16 protein-coding genes are annotated in these 21,520 nt (G+C 45.4%); 10 read left to right on the top strand and 6 right to left on the bottom strand.

Annotation, left to right across the window (positions count from 1 at the left end):
• Positions 1-141: 141 nt before the first annotated feature.
• Entirely contained in the window at positions 142-276 is a 135-nt protein-coding gene (locus QUA07_RS30105; protein ID WP_445305905.1) for a DUF6883 domain-containing protein, read from the top strand.
• 102 nt (positions 277-378) lie between these two features.
• On the opposite strand, the gene QUA07_RS21210 is transcribed toward QUA07_RS30105, so the two are convergent.
• Positions 379-2,115: a pseudouridine synthase gene (locus QUA07_RS21210; RefSeq protein WP_333328837.1), complete on the bottom strand. Its 1,737-nt coding sequence runs from the start codon at positions 2,113-2,115 to the stop codon at positions 379-381.
• A gap of 297 nt (positions 2,116-2,412) precedes the next feature.
• Here QUA07_RS21210 and QUA07_RS21205 point away from each other — a divergent pair, with 297 nt between their 5' ends.
• A complete protein-coding gene (locus tag QUA07_RS21205) occupies positions 2,413-4,095 on the top strand; it encodes a tetratricopeptide repeat protein (RefSeq protein ID WP_333229611.1) in 1,683 nt (560 codons plus the stop codon).
• Positions 4,096-4,507: 412 nt separating this feature from the next.
• Here the strand turns inward: QUA07_RS21205 and QUA07_RS21200 are convergent, their stop codons facing one another.
• A complete protein-coding gene (locus QUA07_RS21200) occupies positions 4,508-6,964 on the bottom strand; it encodes an ATP-dependent helicase (RefSeq protein ID WP_333328834.1) in 2,457 nt (818 codons plus the stop codon).
• Between the two features lie 166 nt (positions 6,965-7,130).
• Between QUA07_RS21200 and QUA07_RS21195 the strand changes: the two genes are divergently transcribed.
• Entirely contained in the window at positions 7,131-8,138 is a 1,008-nt protein-coding gene (locus QUA07_RS21195; protein ID WP_333328831.1) for a DUF4349 domain-containing protein, read from the top strand.
• A 157-nt stretch (positions 8,139-8,295) separates the two neighbouring features.
• On the opposite strand, the gene QUA07_RS21190 is transcribed toward QUA07_RS21195, so the two are convergent.
• Entirely contained in the window at positions 8,296-9,390 is a 1,095-nt protein-coding gene (locus tag QUA07_RS21190; RefSeq protein WP_333328828.1) for a RuBisCO accumulation factor 1, read from the bottom strand.
• Between the two features lie 156 nt (positions 9,391-9,546).
• Here QUA07_RS21190 and QUA07_RS21185 point away from each other — a divergent pair, with 156 nt between their 5' ends.
• The 7 genes from QUA07_RS21185 to QUA07_RS21155 all read left to right on the top strand — a co-directional run bounded on the left by QUA07_RS21185 (position 9,547) and on the right by QUA07_RS21155 (position 18,325).
• Entirely contained in the window at positions 9,547-10,491 is a 945-nt protein-coding gene (locus tag QUA07_RS21185) for a response regulator (RefSeq protein WP_333082437.1), read from the top strand.
• A gap of 366 nt (positions 10,492-10,857) precedes the next feature.
• Positions 10,858-11,559 (top strand): bifunctional demethylmenaquinone methyltransferase/2-methoxy-6-polyprenyl-1,4-benzoquinol methylase UbiE, encoded by a 702-nt coding sequence (gene ubiE, locus QUA07_RS21180; protein WP_333328825.1) that lies wholly within the window; start codon positions 10,858-10,860, stop codon positions 11,557-11,559.
• A gap of 96 nt (positions 11,560-11,655) precedes the next feature.
• Positions 11,656-12,888 carry a DUF445 family protein gene (locus tag QUA07_RS21175; RefSeq protein WP_333213010.1) on the top strand — a complete coding sequence of 411 codons (1,233 nt, stop codon included), beginning with the start codon at positions 11,656-11,658 and terminating at the stop codon, positions 12,886-12,888.
• Positions 12,889-13,056: 168 nt separating this feature from the next.
• Complete coding sequence (locus tag QUA07_RS21170; protein ID WP_333057719.1) at positions 13,057-13,365, top strand: DUF3493 domain-containing protein; 309 nt, start codon at positions 13,057-13,059, stop codon at positions 13,363-13,365.
• Positions 13,366-14,107: 742 nt separating this feature from the next.
• A complete protein-coding gene (locus tag QUA07_RS21165) occupies positions 14,108-14,683 on the top strand; it encodes an alpha/beta hydrolase (protein ID WP_333328822.1) in 576 nt (191 codons plus the stop codon).
• 558 nt (positions 14,684-15,241) lie between these two features.
• Entirely contained in the window at positions 15,242-16,450 is a 1,209-nt protein-coding gene (locus QUA07_RS21160; RefSeq protein WP_333328819.1) for a DegT/DnrJ/EryC1/StrS family aminotransferase, read from the top strand.
• A 747-nt stretch (positions 16,451-17,197) separates the two neighbouring features.
• Entirely contained in the window at positions 17,198-18,325 is a 1,128-nt protein-coding gene (locus tag QUA07_RS21155) for a glycosyltransferase family 4 protein (RefSeq protein ID WP_333328816.1), read from the top strand.
• A gap of 147 nt (positions 18,326-18,472) precedes the next feature.
• Here the strand turns inward: QUA07_RS21155 and QUA07_RS21150 are convergent, their stop codons facing one another.
• The 3 genes from QUA07_RS21150 to QUA07_RS21140 form a co-directional block, all read right to left on the bottom strand.
• Positions 18,473-19,663, bottom strand: a complete 1,191-nt coding sequence (locus tag QUA07_RS21150; RefSeq protein ID WP_333328813.1) for a glycosyltransferase family 4 protein — start codon at positions 19,661-19,663, stop codon at positions 18,473-18,475.
• A 423-nt stretch (positions 19,664-20,086) separates the two neighbouring features.
• The gene (locus QUA07_RS21145; RefSeq protein WP_015178993.1) at positions 20,087-20,311 is read right to left on the bottom strand and encodes a hypothetical protein; all 225 of its coding nucleotides are present in this window, start codon (positions 20,309-20,311) and stop codon (positions 20,087-20,089) included.
• Between the two features lie 241 nt (positions 20,312-20,552).
• Entirely contained in the window at positions 20,553-21,293 is a 741-nt protein-coding gene (locus tag QUA07_RS21140) for a low-complexity tail membrane protein (protein WP_333328810.1), read from the bottom strand.
• Between the last annotated feature and the right edge of the window lie 227 nt (positions 21,294-21,520).

Below are 21,520 nucleotides of genomic sequence, written 5' to 3'. Positions count from 1 at the left end.
CCTGTTTATAGCAAGACCAGAGTGAAAATAAGTTAGGAGTTGGGATTCAATCAACTCTTAGCAAAACTTTTCATTATCATAAAATTATTTTGCAAGAGGTCTAATATGTTAGGTGCTAAAATTAATGCTAGGTAAACAAACATGAAGCTGAAAAAACTTGTCAGCCATCTCGTTATCGCTCCTCGAAAATTAGCTGAGTATCCTCTTAATTTAGATAACGCTCTCGGTAGCAATAAAGCTGTAATATTTCAGGGTTGTTTAGGATTAAATCAATAAAACTATGACTTACTGTTAGCACAAATTTCAACTAAAACTCTTGATGCTTAAGCAATTACTTGTTATTCTACAGATATTGATCATTGCCCGATCGCCCTTAGCTCAAAAAGGTGTTTCTGCCTGTAAGTGCAGCTTTTCTCCCAACTGCGGATGCTCAAACGAAAGTTCCCGCGCGTGCAAGTGTAGCCGATTCGCAGCAGCCCGACATCCGTAAAGTCGATCGCCCAAAATCGGTATCCCCAACCCTCGAACATCCGCTGCATGAACCCTCAATTGATGAGTGCGTCCCGTCAGCGGCAAAAACTCGACGCGATCGCAATTTCCCTCCCTCGCCATTACCTGAAAGCGAGTAACGCTGGGCTTTCCGCACTCCCAATTGACTTGCTGGTAAGGGCGATTTTCTGGATCGCCCCAAAGTGGAAGATCGATCGTACCTGCATCAACTTTTACAGTACCCGAAAGCACCGCTTCATAAACCTTGTGAACCTGCTTTTTTGCAAATTGCTGCCTGAGTTGACTGCTAGTTTCTTTGTCCCGCGCCAATAGCAAAATCCCAGATGTTTCCAAATCTAAACGATGCACTATGGTTAAATTTAAGCTATCGGGTAACAAGCTATGCAAACGACTGAAAACACTATCTTGATTTTCAAAATAACGACCTGGAACTGACAGCAATCCAGAGGGTTTATTGACCGCAATAAACCACTTGTCTTCATAGATAATTGGTAGCCTTTGCCTAACGGGCAAGATGCCCGTTCCACAATAAATATTATTGCTTGTGGTGAGTAAGGGTTGGGCTTGTAGCCCGCCCGTCGAACCCTGATTTATATTAGAAACAATCGAATTTTGAGCTAATCCTGACAGCAAAAAACCCATCAAATGCTGACACCGATCGCCACAAGCGCCATAAAATTCTCCCTGTATCTTATCGCCCGATGCCGGCCCCCACCAAAACTCAGCCATTGCCAGCGGTTTCAGATTGTTTGCTGCCGCGTAGTGGAGCAATTTTGGCGCGCAACAGTCGCCGGTACCCGTCGGAATAGAATTAGTTGGCATCAATGAGGAGATCGATCGCGATGTCCCCAAAAAATTCACCAGAGTGTAAGCCGCGTGCATTTGCGTCTGAAGTTCGCGGGAAAGTTCTTTTCGCCGCTGTTTCAGCGCCTGCATCCGCCGATCCGCAGCTTCAATTAATTGTTTTAGCGGCTGCAATGTTTCATCCCGCTGTCGTTTCAATTGCCTGCGTTCAATTTTCTCCAAACGGCTTTCTTGATTCAGTTGTTCCAGGGCAATTTCTAGCGTTTCTGCTGCGAGACTTTGACACAGTAACTGGCGTTTTTCGTCTCGCTGATGCTTGCAATTGCGATGCCGATCGCTCAAAACTTGCATTTGCACTTCAAACTCCCGAAACAAGCCTTCATACTCTTGTCGCTGCGGGAGTTGATTCAGTGCAATAAGTTCCTGTTTCATCGCCTCCAATTGAGTTAAGGTGCGGGCTTCCTCGAAAGCCACACGATCTCGTCCCGGAATCGGTGGCACCCACCCATCAACAATGCTGCAACCGTTCAGCAGCCCGGAAAATGCTTTGAGTATCCCCTGTTCCCCCGAAGGCATCTCCACCACTAATATGCCGTACATCTTTCCTTCGCGATCGTAGGAATCGTCAGCCGCCAGGTACTGCATCAAACCCCGCGCGAGCTCCTCGGACATTCGAGTGCGCGGCAGTCTCAGCAGCTCGCCGCTTTGAGGACAACGGCCTTCGTACCAATAATTCGGCTGCGAGTCGATCGACTCCCAATGACAGTCCGTGACATCTAAAAGCGCGTGCATTTCTAACATATTAAATTTGGTTTGAAATCTGAATTAGGACATATCTGCTTGTATTCTGGATGCTTTCGGTCAATCGAAAATCGAAAATCGAAAATCGAAAATCGACTGACCGTATCTTACAGGGGTGTACCCAAAGTGGGAGGGGTGCATAATTTTATACCTACTAGAATTAAGTAAAAATGATTGGTCGCACCCAGCCTGATATGCTAAATTTGTTTCAAAACAGCAGCGAGATTAAGAAAAGCATAAGTTAATATATAAGACCGCAAGCTTGTTATCCCACTAAATTTTTTATGTGCAAGGCGTATGCCAGACCTCTCGACTTCGGCTCCTGAAAACTCCTCAAACCCCCAACCAGCTCTGCTGCCACCGATTTTAAGAATTTTTGCAGCATTTCCAGATTACGATCGGGGCAATAGATTGTACGCCGCAGGAAGGTACGAAGCGGCAGTCCTTTGCTACGGAAAAGCGGTTCAAATCAAGCCGGACTGGGCCAGGGCGTGGCTGAATCTGGGCAAAGCTTACAAGCAACTGCACTCCTACGCAGAAACCGTAGCCTGCGCCGATCGAGCTACAGCAATTAATCCCGAAGAATACTGGGCTTGGATGCTGCGCGGCACAGGGCTGTTAAGTTTGCAAAATCACTCAGAAGCGATCGCCGCTTTCGACACCGCAATTCAAATAAATTCAGAAAAGCACGAAGCTTGGTATCAGCGCGGCAGAGTTTTAGAGGAATTGCAGCAGTGGGATGCAGCCGCAACCTGTTACAAAAAAGCAACCCAACTTCATCCGAATTTACCCGCCATGTGGTATCGGCAAGGCAACGTGTTGGTTCAAGCGGAGCGCTATCCTGAAGCCGTTGCCGCTTTCGAGCGCGCGCTGAAACTTGTCCCGACTAATTGGGAAGCTTGGCTGAACCGAGGTTTGGCTTTAATGAAAGCCGAACGCTACGCTGAAGCTGTAACTTCTTACGATCGCGCCATTCAACTGCAACCACAAAATAGTCTGGCTTGGTTCAATCGGGGCATTGCTTCCGCAAAATTGCACAAATATGCAGAAGCGGTGACAGCTTACGATCGCGTACTGCAAATGCAACCCAACGACTGCGAAGCTTGGTTTTATAAAGGAATGGCCCTCAAACACCAGTGGGCAGATGCGGCAATTGCTTGTTTCGATCGGGCAATTCAAATTAATTCTTTTTATCCCGAAGCATGGATCGGGCGCGGTCAAACACTGTCAGAATCGAGAGATTTTGAAGGGGCGATCGCTGCTTTTGACCAAGCCGTTCAAATTAATCCGAATTTTCCCGAAGCTTGGCTGGGTAGAGGCATCGCCCTGGCAGGATTGGAACGCTACAAAGAGGCAATTATCGCTTACAGCAATGCCCTACAAATTGAAGGTAATTTTCTAGAAGCTTGGAACTTGCGAGGCGAAGCTTTGGAAAAATTACAGCAATACGAAGAAGCGATCGCCTGTTTTGATAAAGTAATCTCTCTGACTTCAGAAGCAGAAATTACATCAAAAGTAGGGTTGCAGCAAGGCGCCGCGCTGGAAAAATTGCAGCGTTACGAAGAAGCCGTCGCAGCTTACAACCGCGTCCTAAAAATCGTGCCAGACAATTTTGAAGCTTGGTTGAAACGCGGCAACGCTTTGTCAAAATTGCAGCAGTACGAACAAGCTCTAGCATCATACGATCGAGCAATTACCGTCTGGCCGGATAACTATCAAGGCTGGGTACAGCGAGGTCTGATCCTAGGGGAAATGCAGAACTATTCCCAAGCACTCGTCGCTTTTGACCAAGTGATTCAACTCAAGCCAGACAACTGGGAAGCTTGGGCGCAGCGGGGCGACGTTTTGCAAAAATTGCAGCGAACTCAAGATGCCATTAGCTCTTACGGAGTCGCCCTCGAAATCAAACCAGATTACTACGAAGCTCTAGTTAGTCGAGAAGAATTGAGACTTAAGGGCACGATGTCAGGAAAGTGGTGAGGGGAAATTGACAAAAATTTTTGAGTTTTGAAATTGCTTTGTTCTTCGTAACGCTGCGCTGGGGTAAAGTTTTAACCTAAACTTCCCCCTGCAAATCAGCTAATCCGCATTTAATACCATTTCTCTAAAATCGTGCAACACTCTTCGACCCCCCCTAGCCCCCCCGCTGCATTGCGGGGGGAACAAGAATACTGTTGCATTCTTTTTTAAAATTGGTATAAATTGCATGGTAAAAGAAATTTTCACTCTTGTGGGAAGTAGGGGTTGGGCCCGAAAGCCCGCCCTCAACCTACAATTTAAATGAACAACAATTAACAATCGAATTAAGTTGATTATGCGACAAAGATAGGGATTTTCTAACGCCAGATAACTTGTGATAAGCTGATGCACCTCAGCTTAATTATGACTTCTTTTATATAGCATTACTCGGAAATCTCTGCTTCAAAACAGGCATTACCGGACAAGGTTTTTGCTCCTGTAAATTCTCTGGTTTGTTCCAAGTAAAAGGCCCTTTTTTCTCCGCCGCCATCCACAACAAACTTTTTGCTCGCGTCATCGCCACATACAGCAGTCGAAACTCTTCTGCTGTTTTCAAATAACCTGCTTGTTCCCAGGCTTCGCCTAGATTTGGTAAAGGATATTTTTCGTGCAAACTTGCTCGAATCTGCGCTCTCGCTACCTCTGCTAAAGTGAAATCTCCTAAAAATCGGGCTTGCGGCAAAACTCGCAAATTTCCGGGGATGGTTTGTTCGTGCAGAAACGGCAAAAATACGCAGTCCCAATCCAATCCTTTGGCTTTGTGCATGGTAATAATTGTTAGTTGACCTTTGCTGGTATAGCGTTCTTCTATTTTGTCGTCTGCATCCACAGGTTCAAATCTTTCGGAACTGACAATTTCGCTGAGTACATCCAAAATATTCCGCATTGAATTGTTGCCGGCTGTTTGGATTGCTACTCGTTCTGCTAATTTGTCGGCCGTGGCTAATTCTGTTTGGTCGTATTGCAGCGCTAAGGCTAAGAATGAAATGATTTGGTATGGTGGCAATTCTAAGCTAGCTTGCAGCAAACCGCAGCAAAAATAGCGGCATTTGCGAACGGGGTCTGACTGCTGGGGGTCTAGGGGGCCTGGGTAAAGGAATTGTTCGGGGCTGGTAGCAAAAGCATTGTAGTCTTGTTTGGGGATGAGCTGCCGATCGCTCAAAATCTTTAAGGCTGCTTTTAGGTAGTCTGGAGAGTGCGGGCGATCGAGAAATTGCAGCAGTGTTAAGATTTCCCAAGGTACTTGAGAATGTCTGTCCCGTTCTCCCACATCCTCAATTTTAATCCCATATTTGTGCAAATCAAAGCTTAATCCGTGCTTTTTAGGATTTTCTAGCACTTCTTTGATAAACTTACCTTGTTTGTTTTCCCGCACCAAAATAGCCATCGATTTCAGATTTCCTAACGGCAATTTGGCACTATTTTCACCTTCGCTAGCTTCACCGCCTGATTCGATATTTTTGCCATTTATTCCAAATTCAAACTCTGTCGGTAGAAATTCTTCTACTAACTCTATTACCCGCTTGCCAATTAACTCAATTGTATGGTAAATATCGCGGGGAGTATGCAATTCTAATCCTCGACCAATGGGATCAGGATTGGCATTATGCTGCGGGTCATCGCTGGGTACTGGCTTAATAGTTTGGTCGCGAAAAGGCTGTTCGGTTCCCGCTAAGTTCGAGCTATTTACCCATTGCAACATAAAGTTAGCGGCATCGATAATCACCTGGGTGCTGCGACCTGCGCCGTCCATTGTCGCTAACTTATTCTCTACTTCGCAATCATCGCAAAATTGGTTAAAATAAATCGGGTCTGCGGGAGTGAAAGTAGAATTAATAGCTTGATTTGGGTCGCCAACTCTGATAAAATTGGGAGGTAAAGTAGGATGATCGGGATCGATCGCCAATGTTTCCAAAAGCCGAGTCTGCAACGGTGTCGAATCCTGCGCTTCGTCCTCAAAAACGGCAAATACTTGCTTTTGCTCGATCGCCCTCGCCCTCGGATTTTCCAACACCCGCAAAGCGGCTAAAATCATTTCGTCGTAATCGATGAATTCCCGACTCCTCAACAAAGCCTGATATTTTTGATATAAACCCCCAGCTACCGCTAAAATCTCATAACCATCCCCAGTATCAAGAGCGTTCATTTCTAACAACTGTTCGGGAAATAAACCAGAAGATTTCGCCTCGTGAATCACAGTTTTAGCTACCTGCGGCAAAATTTCCGTCCGCAAAACCGATTGTCGCCGCAGCCTCTCCGTTTCCTCTCCATCGAATTGCTGTCCTTCCAACAAAACTTGATATCTGCGGGGATTTTCGGCAATCCAAAGTTCTACACAGGTGCGAATTAATCGGTGACTTTGAGTTGGAGTTACTAAGGTTGAATTTTCTAAATTTAAACCCGACAAATCAGGATGGCGCATCGCAATATTCAAAGCTAAACCATGCAAAGTGTGCACCGCAAAACCGCCTTGAGATAAAGATAATTCTGCCAATCTTTCCCGAATTTTAGCTTTAATATTAGCAGCAGCCGATCGCGTAAATGTCACGACAATTAACTGACGGCGACTGTGAAGCCCGTTGCGGGCGATCGCAATTGCCGACGCAGCAGCCATTCCCGTAGACTTCCCGGCCCCTGGAACCGCCGAAACAGCAAGGGGGCCGCTTTGCCAGTCCGCCATATCCTGCTGGCCCGCACGCAAGCTTTCGCGAATTTTCAGGCAAGCTTGTTCTCGCAAAACTGCGGCAGAGTCTAACCCAGAGGAAATGTTGCCAGGGCGATCGATATTCGTTGTCGATCGCATAAAATCAGTATCAAATTCATCAGTCATTATTACATCCGCGTTTATCTGCGTTCATCTGCGGTTAAAAATAAAAAAATATTCAACCTCTACCGTTTCCATTTCGGTATCGGCTAAACTAACACTATCTATTCGAGCTTAAATTAAAACCAGCATAAAATTCAATACCTAAGCCTTTTTTATAGGAATCACCCAAATGAAAACTAACCTCAAAATCAATTCCCCCCCGCCCAAGCCAAACCCAAACTCAGCCCACAGCAGCACAACTCGTTTTGCTGTGGCGGTATTCTTAACTTTATCTTCAGCCATTGCTTTGCCTAGCTGCGGAGGATCTCAACTGACCAGCAGCGCTCCAGGCGGCGCAGATTCACCCAGCATCCGTGAAAACCAAGTTGCCGCATCGGCTCCACAATCGGCACCAGCACCGGAGCCAGCAGCCCAGAGGTCAAAAACTCCTGGTGCATCAAAAAAAGCAGCAGAAACGACCGCAACCCGTCCTCAACTGATTAAAAAAGCCCAACTCAGTGTAGTGGTCAAATCTATTGACGCCAGCACTAAATCTGTTACTAATATTGTCGAAAAACAGCAAGGCGATATCTTGGGTTTTCAAAATCAAAAGCCCCCGGATTCGAGTGTCCGCCAAACGGCTTCTGTGGAGATTCGCGTGCCTCAAGAACGTTTAGAAACGACTTTAGACGCTTTGGCAAAACTCGGAACCGTAGAGAACCGTTCTCTGACGGCTGAGGATGTTACCGATCAATTAGTTGACAGCGAGGCTAGGCTGCGAAACCTTCGCAAATCAGAGGAAATGGTGTTAAAAATTATGGAGCGATCTGGCTCTGTCGGCGACGTGCTCAAAGCTGCTCAAGAGTTGAGCAATATTCGGGAGTCGATCGAACGCATTGACGCTCAGTTAAAAAGTTTGCGAAATCAAGTAGCCTATTCGACTATTAGCTTAACTCTAGAAGCAGCAGTATCGGCTCAACAAACTCCCGAACCTTCTCTAGGTTTGCGCGTGCAGGAAACTTGGGGGAAAGCGACTCATTCGGTGGGTGAATTGACGCTCGGTTTGTTTGGTTTGGGTATTTGGCTGTTGGCTTACAGTCCTTATTTGCTGTTAATTGGGGCTGCGGTTTACGGCTTTAATCGATTTAAGAAACAGCATTCTGTTCCGACAATTCAAGAACCGAAACCGCCTCAGTAGTCAGTAGTCAGTAGTCATTAGTCATTAGTCATTAGTCATTCCACCCACGTAAAATTTATGTATTGTGGAACGGCCGGAGAACCCGTTCTTAAAACCAACGACAACTAACAACTGACAACTAACAACTGACAACTGACAACTGACAACTGACCACTGACTAATCATCAATTTGCCATCCATCTTTGGTATAGTCTTCATCGACAATCTTTTTCGGACGCATCACCAGCACAACTCGCCCCAAAATAGGAATATCTGGGGATTGTTCAAACCAGTACAATTCTAAATTGCCAGCGTTATCTGCGAGGAAATAACTGTCAGCATCCCACTGTCTTTGAGCTCGATCGGCAATAATCAAAACTTCTTCAACTTTGCCTTGCAGCGGTACCGGCAATTGATCGCTCATTTCCAAAACAGCCACCGGATCTTCAGCGTTCAAAATTACCTGCCATCCGGGAATCGCCACCCAAGCTCCGGCTCCAGAAAATTTTACCATTCGGAACGGCTCGATTTCCTCCGGCAAAGGCACTGCCAGCAAATCTGTCGTAGAAAGCGGCAATTTGCCCACAACCGGGACAACGCGCGGCAATTGTTCTTCGGTATCCAGCCGGTAGACGGGCAAGCGGGGCGCTTCCCGTCTGGAAACTACGGTAAAATCAACGAGCAACTGCTCGATTTGCGCCCTAGCGGTTGGGCTGCTAGCCAATTTTAAACCGCGAGCAATTAAGCGCGATCGCTCTTGCAAATCGCTTTTCTGTCTCGCTAATTGCCAGCATTGGTAAGCCATAGCATCGCCGGGAGTGTCTGTGAACCCTTGGGGGAGACTCCCGAAGTGCGAAAACTCCTTGATCGCTTTAGCAACTTGGCGAGCATCGTCAACATCCAAATTGTGGGTTAGCATCAAAGCAGCCGCCCCGGCACGCTCTACTTGAGAGAGAATCCGAAACTCGTATAAGATATCGCTACCTTTGCCCAAAAAGTGCGATCGAACTTCGTCTGAAGCCCCAGCATTTACCATGCTGGTGTAGACTTGGGCTGCGACGCTTACTTGATTTTGCTGAATTGGCTCAAAACCAGTTTCTTCAAAAATCCTTTGAGAGTTGTAGCCAGCTTTTAGCAGTGCTGTGCAGGCCTGTCCCCACTCTACCCAAGTGCCTTCTTTGCGGCGGAGCGATCGAATTAACTTTTCGGCATCCACAGCAGTTGTGGAGGATGCAGATGCAGGAGGGGATGAATCTTGCGGTGTATCAGTCATAATTGAATCAAAAACTAGCGCTAAGTTATGTGTGGTTGGATACTGGCAAGGCTCGTGTCGCGGCAGAGCGATAGATTAATAGTAAGTGAGTTATGAGACTATTGTTACAGAATAGTTGCTCGCCTAAATTTACAAAGGGGAGTTTATCGTATTGTTATGGATAATGCCATTTCAGAGCTAGATCAAATTAAACGCCAGCTCATGACCCTACACAGACCGAAAAAGCCCAAAATGCTGGTAGTAGACGACGAACCAGACAATCTGGATTTACTCTACCGCACTTTCCGACGAGATTTTAACGTGCTCAAAGCTGAGAGCGGAATTCGCGCCTTGGAAGTCCTCGGCATCGAAGGCGAGGTCGCCGTCATCATTTCCGACCAGCGGATGCCCGAAATGAAGGGGACGGAGTTTTTGAGCAAAACCGTACCCCAGTTTCCGAATACGGTCAGAATTATCTTGACTGGTTTTACGGACATTGAAGACTTGGTGGATGCGATTAACTCAGGACAGGTTTACAAGTATATCACTAAGCCTTGGGACCCGAACGAATTGAAAATGGTGGTGCAAAAAGCGGCCGAGACTTATGAAATTCTCAAGCAGCGGACTGAGGAATTGGATCGCGCCCAAAATCAAATACAACTGTTAGCAACAATTATGCAAACGGCTGTGGATTATCCGAGTTTGGAAGCAAGTTTAGAGCCAATTGCTACTGCGATAAGTGATAATTTTTTGGCGGACTGTTGCATTTTGCAACTGGTGGACGGAAATGTTTTGATGCCACTCCAAGGCTGTCACACCACTGGTTCACCTGTGGAAAATTGGCTGGCAGATGATCCTCTGGTTCGAGAAGCAATTACCTCTCAAACTATTCAGGGTGCTGTGAATATTGGACTCGACACAAACCTAGCGAGTCTGCCGCACTATCAGAAATCCGGCATTCAAGCTCACCTGACCATCCCGGTGGTTCACAAAGGTCGATCGATCGCCCTGATTTCCATGCAGTGGAAGCAACCTTGTTCCCTGCGCCCCGACGAACTCACAACAGTTCACCTCGCCGCTCAAGAAGTTGCTTTGGTATTGACGAGTTTTCAGGGTCATTAGTCATCAGTCAGTCGATTTTAGATTTGAGATTTTAGATTTGAGATTTTAGATTTACTTGCAGCGCAGTGAATCTTGGAGCTTGAACAAAAGTCTAAAATTTTGGAATATTCACGACAATTGTCGGGAGCTTGTACCTGTTTTTGGGCGGGGTCATCAGTCATTAGTTGTCAGTCATTAGTTATTAGTCGGCTCTCTGTCTTGAGTTGAAAATAATAGCAAACGAAGGATTCAAGACAAAATCTCGCGGATAGCTAACAATACAAAGCATTAATGACTGGCGACAGCATGACATGAATGCACGGATTAATTGTTTTTACGTGATGACAAACTAGCCACCAATTACAAATTACCAATCACCAATGACTAATGACTAATAACGCAGAACAAATTAAAACTATATTTAATCGAATTGCACCAGTTTACAATCAATTGAACGACTGGTTGAGTTTTGGGCAACACCGGATTTGGAAGCAAATGGCGGTGAAATGGAGCAGTGCTGGCCCCGGAAATACTTGTTTAGACTTGTGCTGCGGTAGCGGGGATCTAGCTTTGTTGCTGGCTAAACAAGCAGGGCCGACCGGTTGCGTATTTGGAGTAGATTTTTCCGCCGAACAATTGGCCGTGGCGGCCAAGCGCGATCGACCTTTTCTCACCCCTGCAAGTCCCATTTCCTGGGTAGAAGCTGACGCCCTAGACTTGCCTTTTGCTGACAATTACTTCGACTGCGCCACAATGGGTTACGGCCTGCGTAACGTGACTGACATCCCCCGCAGTCTTCAGGAATTGCACCGCGTACTCAAACCCGGTGCCAAAGCAGCTATTCTCGACCTCCACCGCCCCAGCAATTCCCTAATGCGGAGCTTTCAGCAGTTTTATCTAGACAGTCTGGTAGTGCCCATTGCTCAGCAATTTGGAATGACTCAAGAATATGCTTACATTAATCCTAGTTTAGAAAAATTCCCGATCGGCCAGGAGCAAGTCGCGATCGCCAACAAAGCCGGATTTGCCACCGCCACCCACTACCCCATTGCCGGAGCTATGATGGGAGTATTGGTATTAGTCAGTTGACTGTTGTCAGTGGTCAGTGGTCAGTGGTCAGTTGTCAACAGTCAACAGTTAACAGTCAACAATCAACAATTCCCAATTCCCAATTCCCAATTATTGATGAATCCGTCTGACATTTGGCTGTTGTTGGCCCCACCTGTAGTGGGAGGAATTATTGGCTATTTCACTAACGATATAGCTATCAAAATGCTGTTCCGCCCCTATCGAGCGATTTATATCAAAGGGCGGAAGTTGCCTTTCACTCCCGGCTTGATCCCCCGCAACCAAGAGCGTTTAGCAAAGCGAATTTCCGACACAATTATGGGTTCGCTGCTGACGCCACAGGAACTGCAAAACTTAGCGCGCCGCCTCCTGCAAACCGAGCGGATGCAGTCGGTGATTCTCTGGTTGTTGCAGTTGGCGCTGGATCAGGTAAAAGCAGACGCAGAGCAAAAAACCGCTAAAATTCTCGCTAACATTTTGCGAGATTTACTGGGGGAATCTGTGCCGCGAATTCTCAAAGTTTTGGCGCGCCGGGAAGATTTTTTAGAAGCTCAGCTAAATCAAATTTTTGATCAAGTTTTGCTGGAGATTCAGCTAACGGAAGCTCAGGCGGCTCAGCTTGCTGAGTGGTTGTTGCAGGTAGTAATACCACCGGAAGTGCTGCGGCAGGCTTTAATTGACTTTTTGACGGATCGCAATATTTCGATCATCGATGAAGGGTTTCGAGAAAAAACCAGCGGCACTTATTGGGTAGTAGCAAATTTGTTTGGTTTGCGGAACACTTTAACTCGGCTGCGGACTTTTTGTCTGGATGACAGAGAAGCCACAAATCAGCGCTTAGCAGAGTTAACTATTTCTTTGGGGATTCGCGGGCGAATTCAGGAATGGCTGCAAAATTTGTCGATGCAAAATTTACCGGTTTCGACTGTGAGACAGTTGCGAAAAACTATGCGCGACAGTGTTCGCAGCTATGTTCAACAGCGGGGTACAGATGTACTTGAGGGGTTGAGCAAATCTATTGACTGGGAAAATATTTCGCGGTTGATTCTCAATCGCTTGCAAACTTCAGCGGTGATGAGCGCTTCCCTGGAAATTGTCAGCAAAGAACTGGCTTTGGTTTTAGAGCGTTATTTAGAGCGGGATTTAGAAAATATTGTAGCTCAGGCTATCCCGATTTTGAATATTGACCAGGTGATTGTCGATCGAGTCAAAGGTACTTCTCCTGAAGAGCTGGAGTTAGCAATTCAGGGAATTGTCAAAAGCGAGTTGCAGGGAATTGTAAATTTAGGAGGCATTTTGGGCGTTTTTGTCGGCTGTTTGCAGACAGTTGTGCTTTTGCTTCAGCGGTGATTTATTTCGGCAGTTGTGAGATATTTGTTCTAGTCTAATATTCACTAGACTTGCGCCCAAAGTACCAAAAACCCGGTTTTTCCCTAGTATTTGCTACCTAAGCCAGAGGATTTTTGGTATAAACCGGGTTTTTGTGGCCCAATCCTAATTTACTTATTTTCTAAATCTATGCCAGCCCCAAATTCGGACGATCGCACAAACATCCCTAAAAACCCGCGCAACCTCAGCCGCCAACAATACGAGCGTTTAACCGCAGAAATGGCCACTCCCTACCGGCCTCTGCGACAGTTTGTCTATGTAGCTTGTGGCGCTTCGGGCTTTATCGGCGGCTTGGTTTTCCTCGCTAAAATTGCCTCGGGCCGGGAGATTGGTTCTGCTTTGCCTAATTTTGCCCTCCAAGTCGGAGTGGTGGCCCTGATGGTGTTCCTGTTTCGGTGGGAGCAGCGCGCCGAGGGCCGATCCCCGAAGTCGAAGTAACAAAAATGTACAAATCGAGACAAAAATTTATATGAAGCAAGAAAAATTTATAAATATAAAGAAATTATTATGAAATCATGGTTTTCCAGCGATCCCTGTAATTATAAGAAGGTGGCTTCAATTGGGGTCAGCAAATTTAAAGGCCCTAATCATAAACCGCTTGTAATTCGTTCAATTGGGGTCAGCTTTCATAAAGACCCTAAATATATAAAATAAATTTAAGCCCAGCGCCAGCCTTCACTGATAGAAGAGCTGGCGTTCGGCATTTTGCTAGGATCGGGAGATTGAGCGAGAGAATTAGTAGGGTGTGCACCCCGCACAAAGAGGCCAGTAGCAGCGCCCTGAACCGAGTTTTTTGCCTAGCATTCGATATAGGGAATACCAGTTCCCAAAAATCATGCAACTCTTGGCCGATGCTGGAAACCACGATCGTCCTCACTAATTCGCAAATCTCAAATCTCAAATCTCAAATCTCAAAGAGGCCAGTAGCAGCGCCCGGAACCGAGTTTTTTGCCTAGCATTCGATATAGGGAACACCAGTTCCCAAAAATCATGCAACTCTTGGCCGATGCTGGAAACCACGATCGTCCTGACTAATTCGCAATTCTAAAATCTAAAATCTAAAATGGTATAAGTGCTGGGGCGATCGAATAATTTGGCCTTTGCCGAAGACCTGAGCCTGTGCAGTAACTAATGAGATGTGTCAAAGTCGAAGTAGAAAAAGATGTTAGGAGATTTGACTATGGGTCGATCATTTTTCACAAAGCGGTGGACGTTATTTTTAGCAGCAGGCGCGGGAATTGTATTTTACAGTAATGCTGCGGCGGCTGCCGAAAAGGTAGTGCTCAAATACAGTGCGATCCGAATGACTTTACCCGTCAGCGAATTAGAAATTTTTGCAGAAACTGGGCAAATGTCGCCCGCGTTAGAAATGCTGCTGGGAAAAGCAAAAAAAGACCCGGAAGCCGTTCGCAACAGTCTGACAAGACCAGTAAAAGTCAGTCAAAGGTTTTTGGATCAAACGCTTAACAGCAAGGTTGGGGAAATTATTCTCGATGAAGTGGGTCAGGTAATTCGCACTCCTTCTGGGAATGCAAATCGAGAAGCTTTGCGCGAGGCCTTGGTGCTGTCTGCAACTAATGATAACGAGATTACACTGCTGGAAGCGATGAAGAATTATCCGAATTCAGAAGTTTATGTTGAGGGCGATCGCTTAGTTGAAGCTTACGGCAAACTTGTAGCTTTGTCAGAACAATTGGGCGGCGTTTCAGAACGGCTGCAAGACATTTTGAACAAGATTCGTCTGCCTCGATTGTAGTGGATTTGGTCAAGGACGGTTGATTGCTTGGAGCGATCGCAGAATGTTGCTGAACCTGCATCAATTACAGGGGAGTTACATTTTTTTTGTGCAAAATTTGCCTAATTTTTACACGAGTTAAAACAAAATCTAACTCCACCCAAGCTCCAAACCTCACGGGAATCTGTCATTCCTAATTCTAAAATTAAAAATCACAAATCAAATAACTTCGCTGTCAAATCTTTCTCTGGATAGATGTTCGACATCTTACAAAAAATTTATAGAGAAAGAAAACTTTTTTAAAAAAAAATATTTAAAGTAAAAAATGCGGGTAAGAGCTTGTGTATCACCCATAAACTGAAATACGATCTACTGGACATTGGAGATTCTCTATCTTAAAATATATAAATTCTGTCAGGGTCAGGCGCTTGCGAAAAAACGGCTTGTCATTAGTAAGCTTGTTATACAAAAGATGCCATTATACAAGGTATTAGCAAAAGATCTGGATAAAAAACGCTGATACTGCATTCATTAACACTTCCATTTGATCAAGTTTACTTACTGGGTAAGACTAGCAACATGAACAACAATCCTATTCGTTCAAAAGACCGTTTCTTGGTTTTCGGTGCTCCGGCGATCGAAGATGCTGAAATTCAAGAAGTGGTGGCAACCATGAAAACAGGTTGGTTGGGTACAGGCCCTAAAGTCAGGAAGTTTCAAGACGAATTTAATGCTTACAAGGGTTCCCAGTACGCGATTGCAGTCAATTCCTGTACGGCGGGACTGCACTTGAGCGTCCTCGCTGCTTGCTTGGAACCGGGGGATGAAGTCATTACTACTCCGATGACTTTTTGCGCTACAGTTAATGCCATCATCCACGCCGGGGCAACACCGGTATTGGCGGATGTAGATCCGGTGACAATGAATATTGACCCGGCTCAAGTCGAAGCTAAAATCACTTCAAAAACTAAAGCAATTTTGCCGGTTCACTTCGCAGGTCGTCCCTGCGATATGGATGCGCTTTGCGAGATTGCTCGCCGTCACAACTTGAAGTTAATTGAAGACTGTGCTCACGCGATCGAAACAGAGTACAAGGGACGGAAAGCAGGCACATTTGGCGACTTCGGATGCTTCAGCTTTTATGTCACCAAAAACATTACGACCGGGGAAGGAGGAATGATTCTGGCCGCCAGTCAAGAAGACGCCGACAGGCTCAACATTTTAGCGCTGCACGGTATGAGCAAAGATGCTTGGAAGCGCTTCAGCGACTCGGGTTACAAGCACTACCAAGTGGTGGAAGTCGGTTTTAAATACAATATGATGGATCTGCAAGCTGCGATCGGCATTCATCAATTGAAACGAGTCACGCCTTACTGGCAGCGGCGGGAGCAGATTTGGCAGCGCTACAACGAAGCATTTGCGGATTTGCCGATTACTTTGCCAGCCAACTCCGAACCGGATACAATTCATGCTTATCACCTGTACACCATCCTGGTAGATGAAGCCAAAACTGGAATCAGCCGCGACGAATTTCTCGACGCTATCAATGCTGAAAATATCGGTGTCGGCGTACATTATATGAGTATGCCGGAACATCCTGTCTATCAAAAAATGTTTGGATGGCATACCGAAGATTATCCGAATGCTGGCTACATTGGGCGGCATACAGTTAGCTTGCCGATTTCGGCAAAATTAACAGATGCAGATGTGGAAGATGTAATTGCTGCTGTTAAAAAATGTTTGGCGATCGGCAAAACTAAGAATCCAGCTTTGGCAACAGCAGGCTAAAATCCTGAAATAGTTTGCCATACAAACATCCTAGCTGTTTTTTAAGAAAAGCAGCTAGGATGTTTTTTAACTCCACAACGCCCTTTGGAAGGTAATGATCTAGCAACCTTTTCGGTTCCACCGGAGGTTTTTAATAGCCCAAACCATTAATTTTATTGCATTTACCTTCTGATTTCCCCCAAGGAGGGAGCACGGGTGGTGAACTTCTTCCTTGTTCCTTCTGCTATACCAAATCCGGGTTTAATACCCGGTCGATGGATTTGAGATTTGAAATTTGAGATTTTAGATGCCACAAAAGCGGCCTGTACCATTCTCCGTTCGCTCGGATGCCCAGGTGAGTGAGACCTGATCCGCGGCCGCGATCCGGGAGGTTGTACTCTGGATGTTTTCGGTCAGTTATTTTCGTACGTAATATCCAGGAGAACAGTATGTGTAGCAGCAATTTCAATCGCCACGTTATCTAAAACGCTTGAAAAGCCCTATTTAGTAAGACGCCAAACATCTTGGAAAAATTTTCAGTGCATTTTGGATGCTGCTGTTTCATTCTTTACAGTAAAAATACATAATTTTTGGTTCAGGGCCTTGTCAGTGAATTTACTTAATGTTATGTTGTCACCATACAATCACTGTCAGACGGCAGAATCTACTTTTCAATCAAACAAGACTGGTCTCTAAACCGAGCCTCATTTTTCTATCTCCGTGTTTAGAAACAAGTAGAAAAACTTTAGTTAACTCAAGATGAATCCTATGTTAAAACTGAGTGCTTTATTCCCAATTCATTGCAATGACCGAGCCATCAGCCACGTATTTTTTTCAGTGTGCAAAGAATGGCAAAAACCTGAGCTGAATGCTCGCATGGTTGTCCCGAGTTGCGATCGCTCCTGCCGCAACTCAAATATAGTTGAAGCAATTCCGTCATTACTGACAAACTTGTATTACCGCAGCCCTACTGCTCCCAAAATCAAGGCAGAGAAGCGTTTTCTCAAAGATATCAAAAATTTTGATGTTGCCTACTTGTGGCCCGCTATATCATTAGATACTGTAAAGAGCGTTAACAAGCAAAGTAAGCCGATTTTTTGGGAGCGAGTTAATACTTGTCAAAAGCAAGCTAAGAGTATCCTTGACGATGCTTACTCTCGCTTGGAATTGCAACCTCAACACGCAATTACCCCAGAAAAAATTAAGACCGAAGAGCAAAAACTCAAGCTAGTTGACTTTCTGTTTTGTCCCAGTCCGGCAGTAGTAAAATCATTTCAAGAAGCCGGAGTTCCTGAAGAAAAACTGGTGTTAACCACTGAAGGTTGGTCGCCGTCGCGTTTCCCCAATTATCAATCCCAAAAACCGGCCTCAGAGGAAGTTAACGTCCTTTTCCTAGGTTTTGCCTGCGTCCGCAAAGGGACTCACCTGCTCTTACAGGCTTGGGAGCGAGCTGGGATTAAGGGAAAGCTGACAATTTTTGGCTCCCTCGAACCGGCGATTGCTCAAACTTGCAGCCATTTGCTCAAACGTCCTGATGTAGTTCACTTTGATTATGCCTTGGACTACAGTTCTGCCTATCGCCAAGCTGACTTTTTTGCTTTTCCCAGTCTGGAGGAAGGTAGCGCACTCGTTATCTATGAAGCAATGGGTCATGGTTTGCCGATTCTGGCTTCACCGATGGGAGGAGGCGGTGTTGTGCGCGATGGCGTTGAGGGCATAATTCTTCCTCCTTACGATACTGACGCCTGGGTGGAGGGACTACGAAAACTATCTAATTCTCCTGATTTGCGGGCTAAGATGGGAGCCGCCGCCCGCCAGCGAGCTTTGGAGTTTACTTGGCCACAAGTTGCGGCTAGGCGCGGAGAGCAGATTCGGCAAAAAATGCAGGCAAAATAAAAACTCAATAGGAGAGGACTGACGAAGAGTCCTTATTTGTTAAAATCTTTAAGAAACGACTCTTCGTCCTCACGACTTGCCTGATGAGGGTTATATGACAGGACTAGATATAAGTCCTACTCAAGTTTAATTAGGTTGACCTAATTATTAACTTTGTCTTGAGTTATAGGCTCCAGAAGCTAATCTTTGTTCAAATAACCACTGTTTGCTTTCAGGAGAATCATCCAGCCAGCGATCGATCAAGTCCGCCCATTTGACAGGCAGACGCAACTCCTGCCAGGTAGAGTGAGAAGCGACAGAAAGATTGTGGTAAAGCGCTGAATCCGAAATAACTTTTTCGATACATTCTGCTAAAGCCAGAGAGTTCCCCGCCTCAAAAATCATCGAATTAATACGGTGTTTTAAGTGGGTTTTAAACATCGGGTGATCCGAAGCTACTATCGGTGTTCTAGTGCGTAAAGCGTGCTGAATTGTCAGGGGAAAACCTTCGGGATATTCGTGCCTGCTAGTAACTAACACGAGATCGGATTCTCTCATTAAAGGTTCTAAACTCTGAGTTGGCACGATTCCCAGAAAATCTACACAATCTTTAATTTGCAACTCTTCGACTCGCTGGGCAAAAAACTCCTCTTCACCTTTACCTGCCATTTTTAAGTGAACTGATATATTATTCCGTTCTCTTAACTTTGCTACGGCTCTCAATATATCGCCCACTCCCTTACTTTGTACTAACGAACCAGCGTAAAAAAGTTGAATTTTTTTGATGTCCGCAGGGATGGTTTTCGGCGACAAAGAGCCGGGATTGCTCTCTAAGAGAAAGTCCCAGGGAATTATTTTATCAGCTTTTACTCCTATTTCTTTGAACAATAAAGATGAAGTAATACCGTAAGTTCCAACCCATTCTATTTGCTCGTTGTTTAACAATTGGGATAGGAAATAGTTGCGGTATTTATTGCGCCAAGTTTTTGTTGCAATAGATTCGGCAAATACAGCTATGGTTTTAATTTCGTTTTTAATGGCCCACTTAAAAAGGTCTGGAAAAGTCGTCCGCAGGACTAAATGAGTCGGCTTTTGCTGGGCAATTAACTCGATCAATTTTTGGGAATCAATTTTGTAATTAAATCCGCAACCGATCGCCCGCACGCCGTTTTCTAGAACCCGATCGTTAAATTCGGGTGTCATGCAGCAAATAACCGTTACTGACTCAGCTCGTTTTGCCATCTCGGTGACGGCATCAACAGAATATTTTTGAGCGTAGTATGTTTCGCTTCCACCTTTGGCTAAACGCTCAAAGGCTTCTGCGTAATCGCCGGCATACTGAACTATTACTAAGCGCATTTTCCTCTACTCTGGTTGTAGACTATTTAATAGGACTTACGGTGCAAAAGGTTTGTAAGTATGTTGATGGGGACGGTTTGATGTACCGCCACAACCGCACGATTAATTTTATTTTGCTTCAGCCTTATTATAAACAGTTCCGGCAACAGGCACGTCAATAGATAGCGGCCGCAGTCGCTTTGTATGGGGGCTTTCAGGCTAATTTTCTCGGAATTTTTCTAAGTGTGTGTTGCCAGCAGAATGCGGAAATTAATCCCGACTAAGTAAGGAGAAATACTGTCCCCTGCAATTTGATCTCCGAAGTTGCGATCGACACTCACTCTCGACACTCACTATCGGCACTCACTTAGCATATTGGAGGGGATGCCAGCAGAATTGGGCTATAAAATTCACAAACCGTGACAATATTTGGTTTTAGGGTACTCAATAAGCCAAAGTTTCTAAAGTCTCCCGCAGATAGGAACGAACCTGCTGATCGATGGTGGCATTTTGCTGCTGACGCTCAAAATTGAGTTCTAGCTGCCAGCGTTGAAATCCTGAACTTGCGCCGATCGCGGATTTGAGACTGCCCCAGATTTCAGAATCTTCGCACAGCTCGATCGGCTCTGCGGCTTGAGGTTCTTCTGCGAGCGGTAGATAATTCGCCATATTGTTATACCTCTGTTTTAATCCCTTGTAAGGATTGAAAGCTGACCTTGACACTCTCTATTATAGATTCTTCTTTCCAAAGAGCCAACATAAAATATCTACAACCTGCGATTAAAAATTAAATATTAAGACTATTAATAATCTCTATCCGAAGAGGGGCCTTACCTATTTTTTTCACAGCATACATCTGTACAAATTAAAGTAGCTTAAACTACAATTGTCCCCCTCTTAATTTTTTATTTCACTTTTTTTCCATCGACTCTTCGGGTAGAGATGTAACGCCGTTGGTGTCAGCAGGTTTTGGGTTGACAATACTGCCGACTGACAAATTCCCTATGCTGGATTCTGGCCCAATTGACTCTGCGGGTGCAGCCACAGCGGCAGTTGTCTCGGCTGCCAAAGCCGGCAAAAGTCGATCGACTTGCCAAGGCGCGATCGTAAAATCCTGCCAAATTTTTTCTAAAACATGAGGCTTTGTCGCTGCAAACTCTGATTCCGGCGTCAGCAAAACCGCCATGACACTAGCAGACACCTGCAAAAACAAATTGCTAGCTAAAAAAGCAGCAACTGCCAACAACAATCCAGCCCACCGCCAGGAAGGAGGAAAGGGAGCCACCGAAGCCGCGAGAGGAGCCAATCGGTAGAGTTGCCACAAAATTACTGCCAGCAAAACAGCGACAAAAAAAGCGATTCCTTGATTTAACTTAGTTTTAAACCGAGTCAGAATCCGGTGCTGCACAGAAGTTAAATTCTGCGGTTTCACCGCCACAACTAAAATACTAAAAATGTAAAAAGGGCGGAACCACTGCATCCACAGCACAGGAACAATACCGGCTACAGCCACTAAAAATATTTCTAACCAGACAGGGAGCAGGGGAGAACCCACTGCGAGTCCTAGCAAACACAGTCCCAGGAAGATCGGCAGTGTAGCCGCCCCAGAAAGGTGAATCCACAAAAAAGGATCTGACCAAAAAGAACGCACTTTAAATAATTATGAGTTATGAGTTATGAGTTTTGAATTTTGAGAGTCTGGGACGCACTCTTGACCCAGAAACCCGGTGCGAAGAGTACATTTCTAGCGGTCAAACCGAGCATTTTGAGAGGAAACTCGGTTGCTTTGCGTAAGTCTTTTTTTAGTTTTAAATTTTGAATTTTCCGCAACAGCCAAGACGATTAGGACGTTGTTGATTGCTAACATCTTTGCTTTTA

The organism is Microcoleus sp. T3_A4 (genome assembly GCF_036700465.1).
GTDB lineage: Bacteria > Cyanobacteriota > Cyanobacteriia > Cyanobacteriales > Microcoleaceae > Microcoleus.
The sequence above is the reverse complement of the archived record's forward strand: the minus strand, read 5'-3'. Positions and strand labels throughout refer to the sequence as shown.

What these genes read in the sequence shown, in the direction of transcription:
- QUA07_RS21160 (WP_333328819.1), top strand. Translation starts at nt 15,242, where the DNA reads ATGAACAACAATCCTATTCGTTCAAAAGACCGTTTCTTGGTTTTCGGT.
- QUA07_RS21170 (WP_333057719.1), top strand. Translation starts at nt 13,057, where the DNA reads ATGCCAGCCCCAAATTCGGACGATCGCACAAACATCCCTAAAAACCCG.
- QUA07_RS21175 (WP_333213010.1), top strand. Translation starts at nt 11,656, where the DNA reads ATGAATCCGTCTGACATTTGGCTGTTGTTGGCCCCACCTGTAGTGGGA.
- QUA07_RS21210 (WP_333328837.1), bottom strand. Translation starts at nt 2,115, where the DNA reads ATGTTAGAAATGCACGCGCTTTTAGATGTCACGGACTGTCATTGGGAG.
- QUA07_RS21195 (WP_333328831.1), top strand. Translation starts at nt 7,131, where the DNA reads ATGAAAACTAACCTCAAAATCAATTCCCCCCCGCCCAAGCCAAACCCA.
- QUA07_RS21200 (WP_333328834.1), bottom strand. Translation starts at nt 6,964, where the DNA reads ATGACTGATGAATTTGATACTGATTTTATGCGATCGACAACGAATATC.
- QUA07_RS21205 (WP_333229611.1), top strand. Translation starts at nt 2,413, where the DNA reads ATGCCAGACCTCTCGACTTCGGCTCCTGAAAACTCCTCAAACCCCCAA.
- QUA07_RS21165 (WP_333328822.1), top strand. Translation starts at nt 14,108, where the DNA reads ATGGGTCGATCATTTTTCACAAAGCGGTGGACGTTATTTTTAGCAGCA.
- QUA07_RS21150 (WP_333328813.1), bottom strand. Translation starts at nt 19,663, where the DNA reads ATGCGCTTAGTAATAGTTCAGTATGCCGGCGATTACGCAGAAGCCTTT.
- ubiE (WP_333328825.1), top strand. Translation starts at nt 10,858, where the DNA reads ATGACTAATAACGCAGAACAAATTAAAACTATATTTAATCGAATTGCA.
- QUA07_RS21190 (WP_333328828.1), bottom strand. Translation starts at nt 9,390, where the DNA reads ATGACTGATACACCGCAAGATTCATCCCCTCCTGCATCTGCATCCTCC.
- QUA07_RS30105 (WP_445305905.1), top strand. Translation starts at nt 142, where the DNA reads ATGAAGCTGAAAAAACTTGTCAGCCATCTCGTTATCGCTCCTCGAAAA.
- QUA07_RS21145 (WP_015178993.1), bottom strand. Translation starts at nt 20,311, where the DNA reads ATGGCGAATTATCTACCGCTCGCAGAAGAACCTCAAGCCGCAGAGCCG.
- QUA07_RS21155 (WP_333328816.1), top strand. Translation starts at nt 17,198, where the DNA reads ATGTTAAAACTGAGTGCTTTATTCCCAATTCATTGCAATGACCGAGCC.
- QUA07_RS21185 (WP_333082437.1), top strand. Translation starts at nt 9,547, where the DNA reads ATGGATAATGCCATTTCAGAGCTAGATCAAATTAAACGCCAGCTCATG.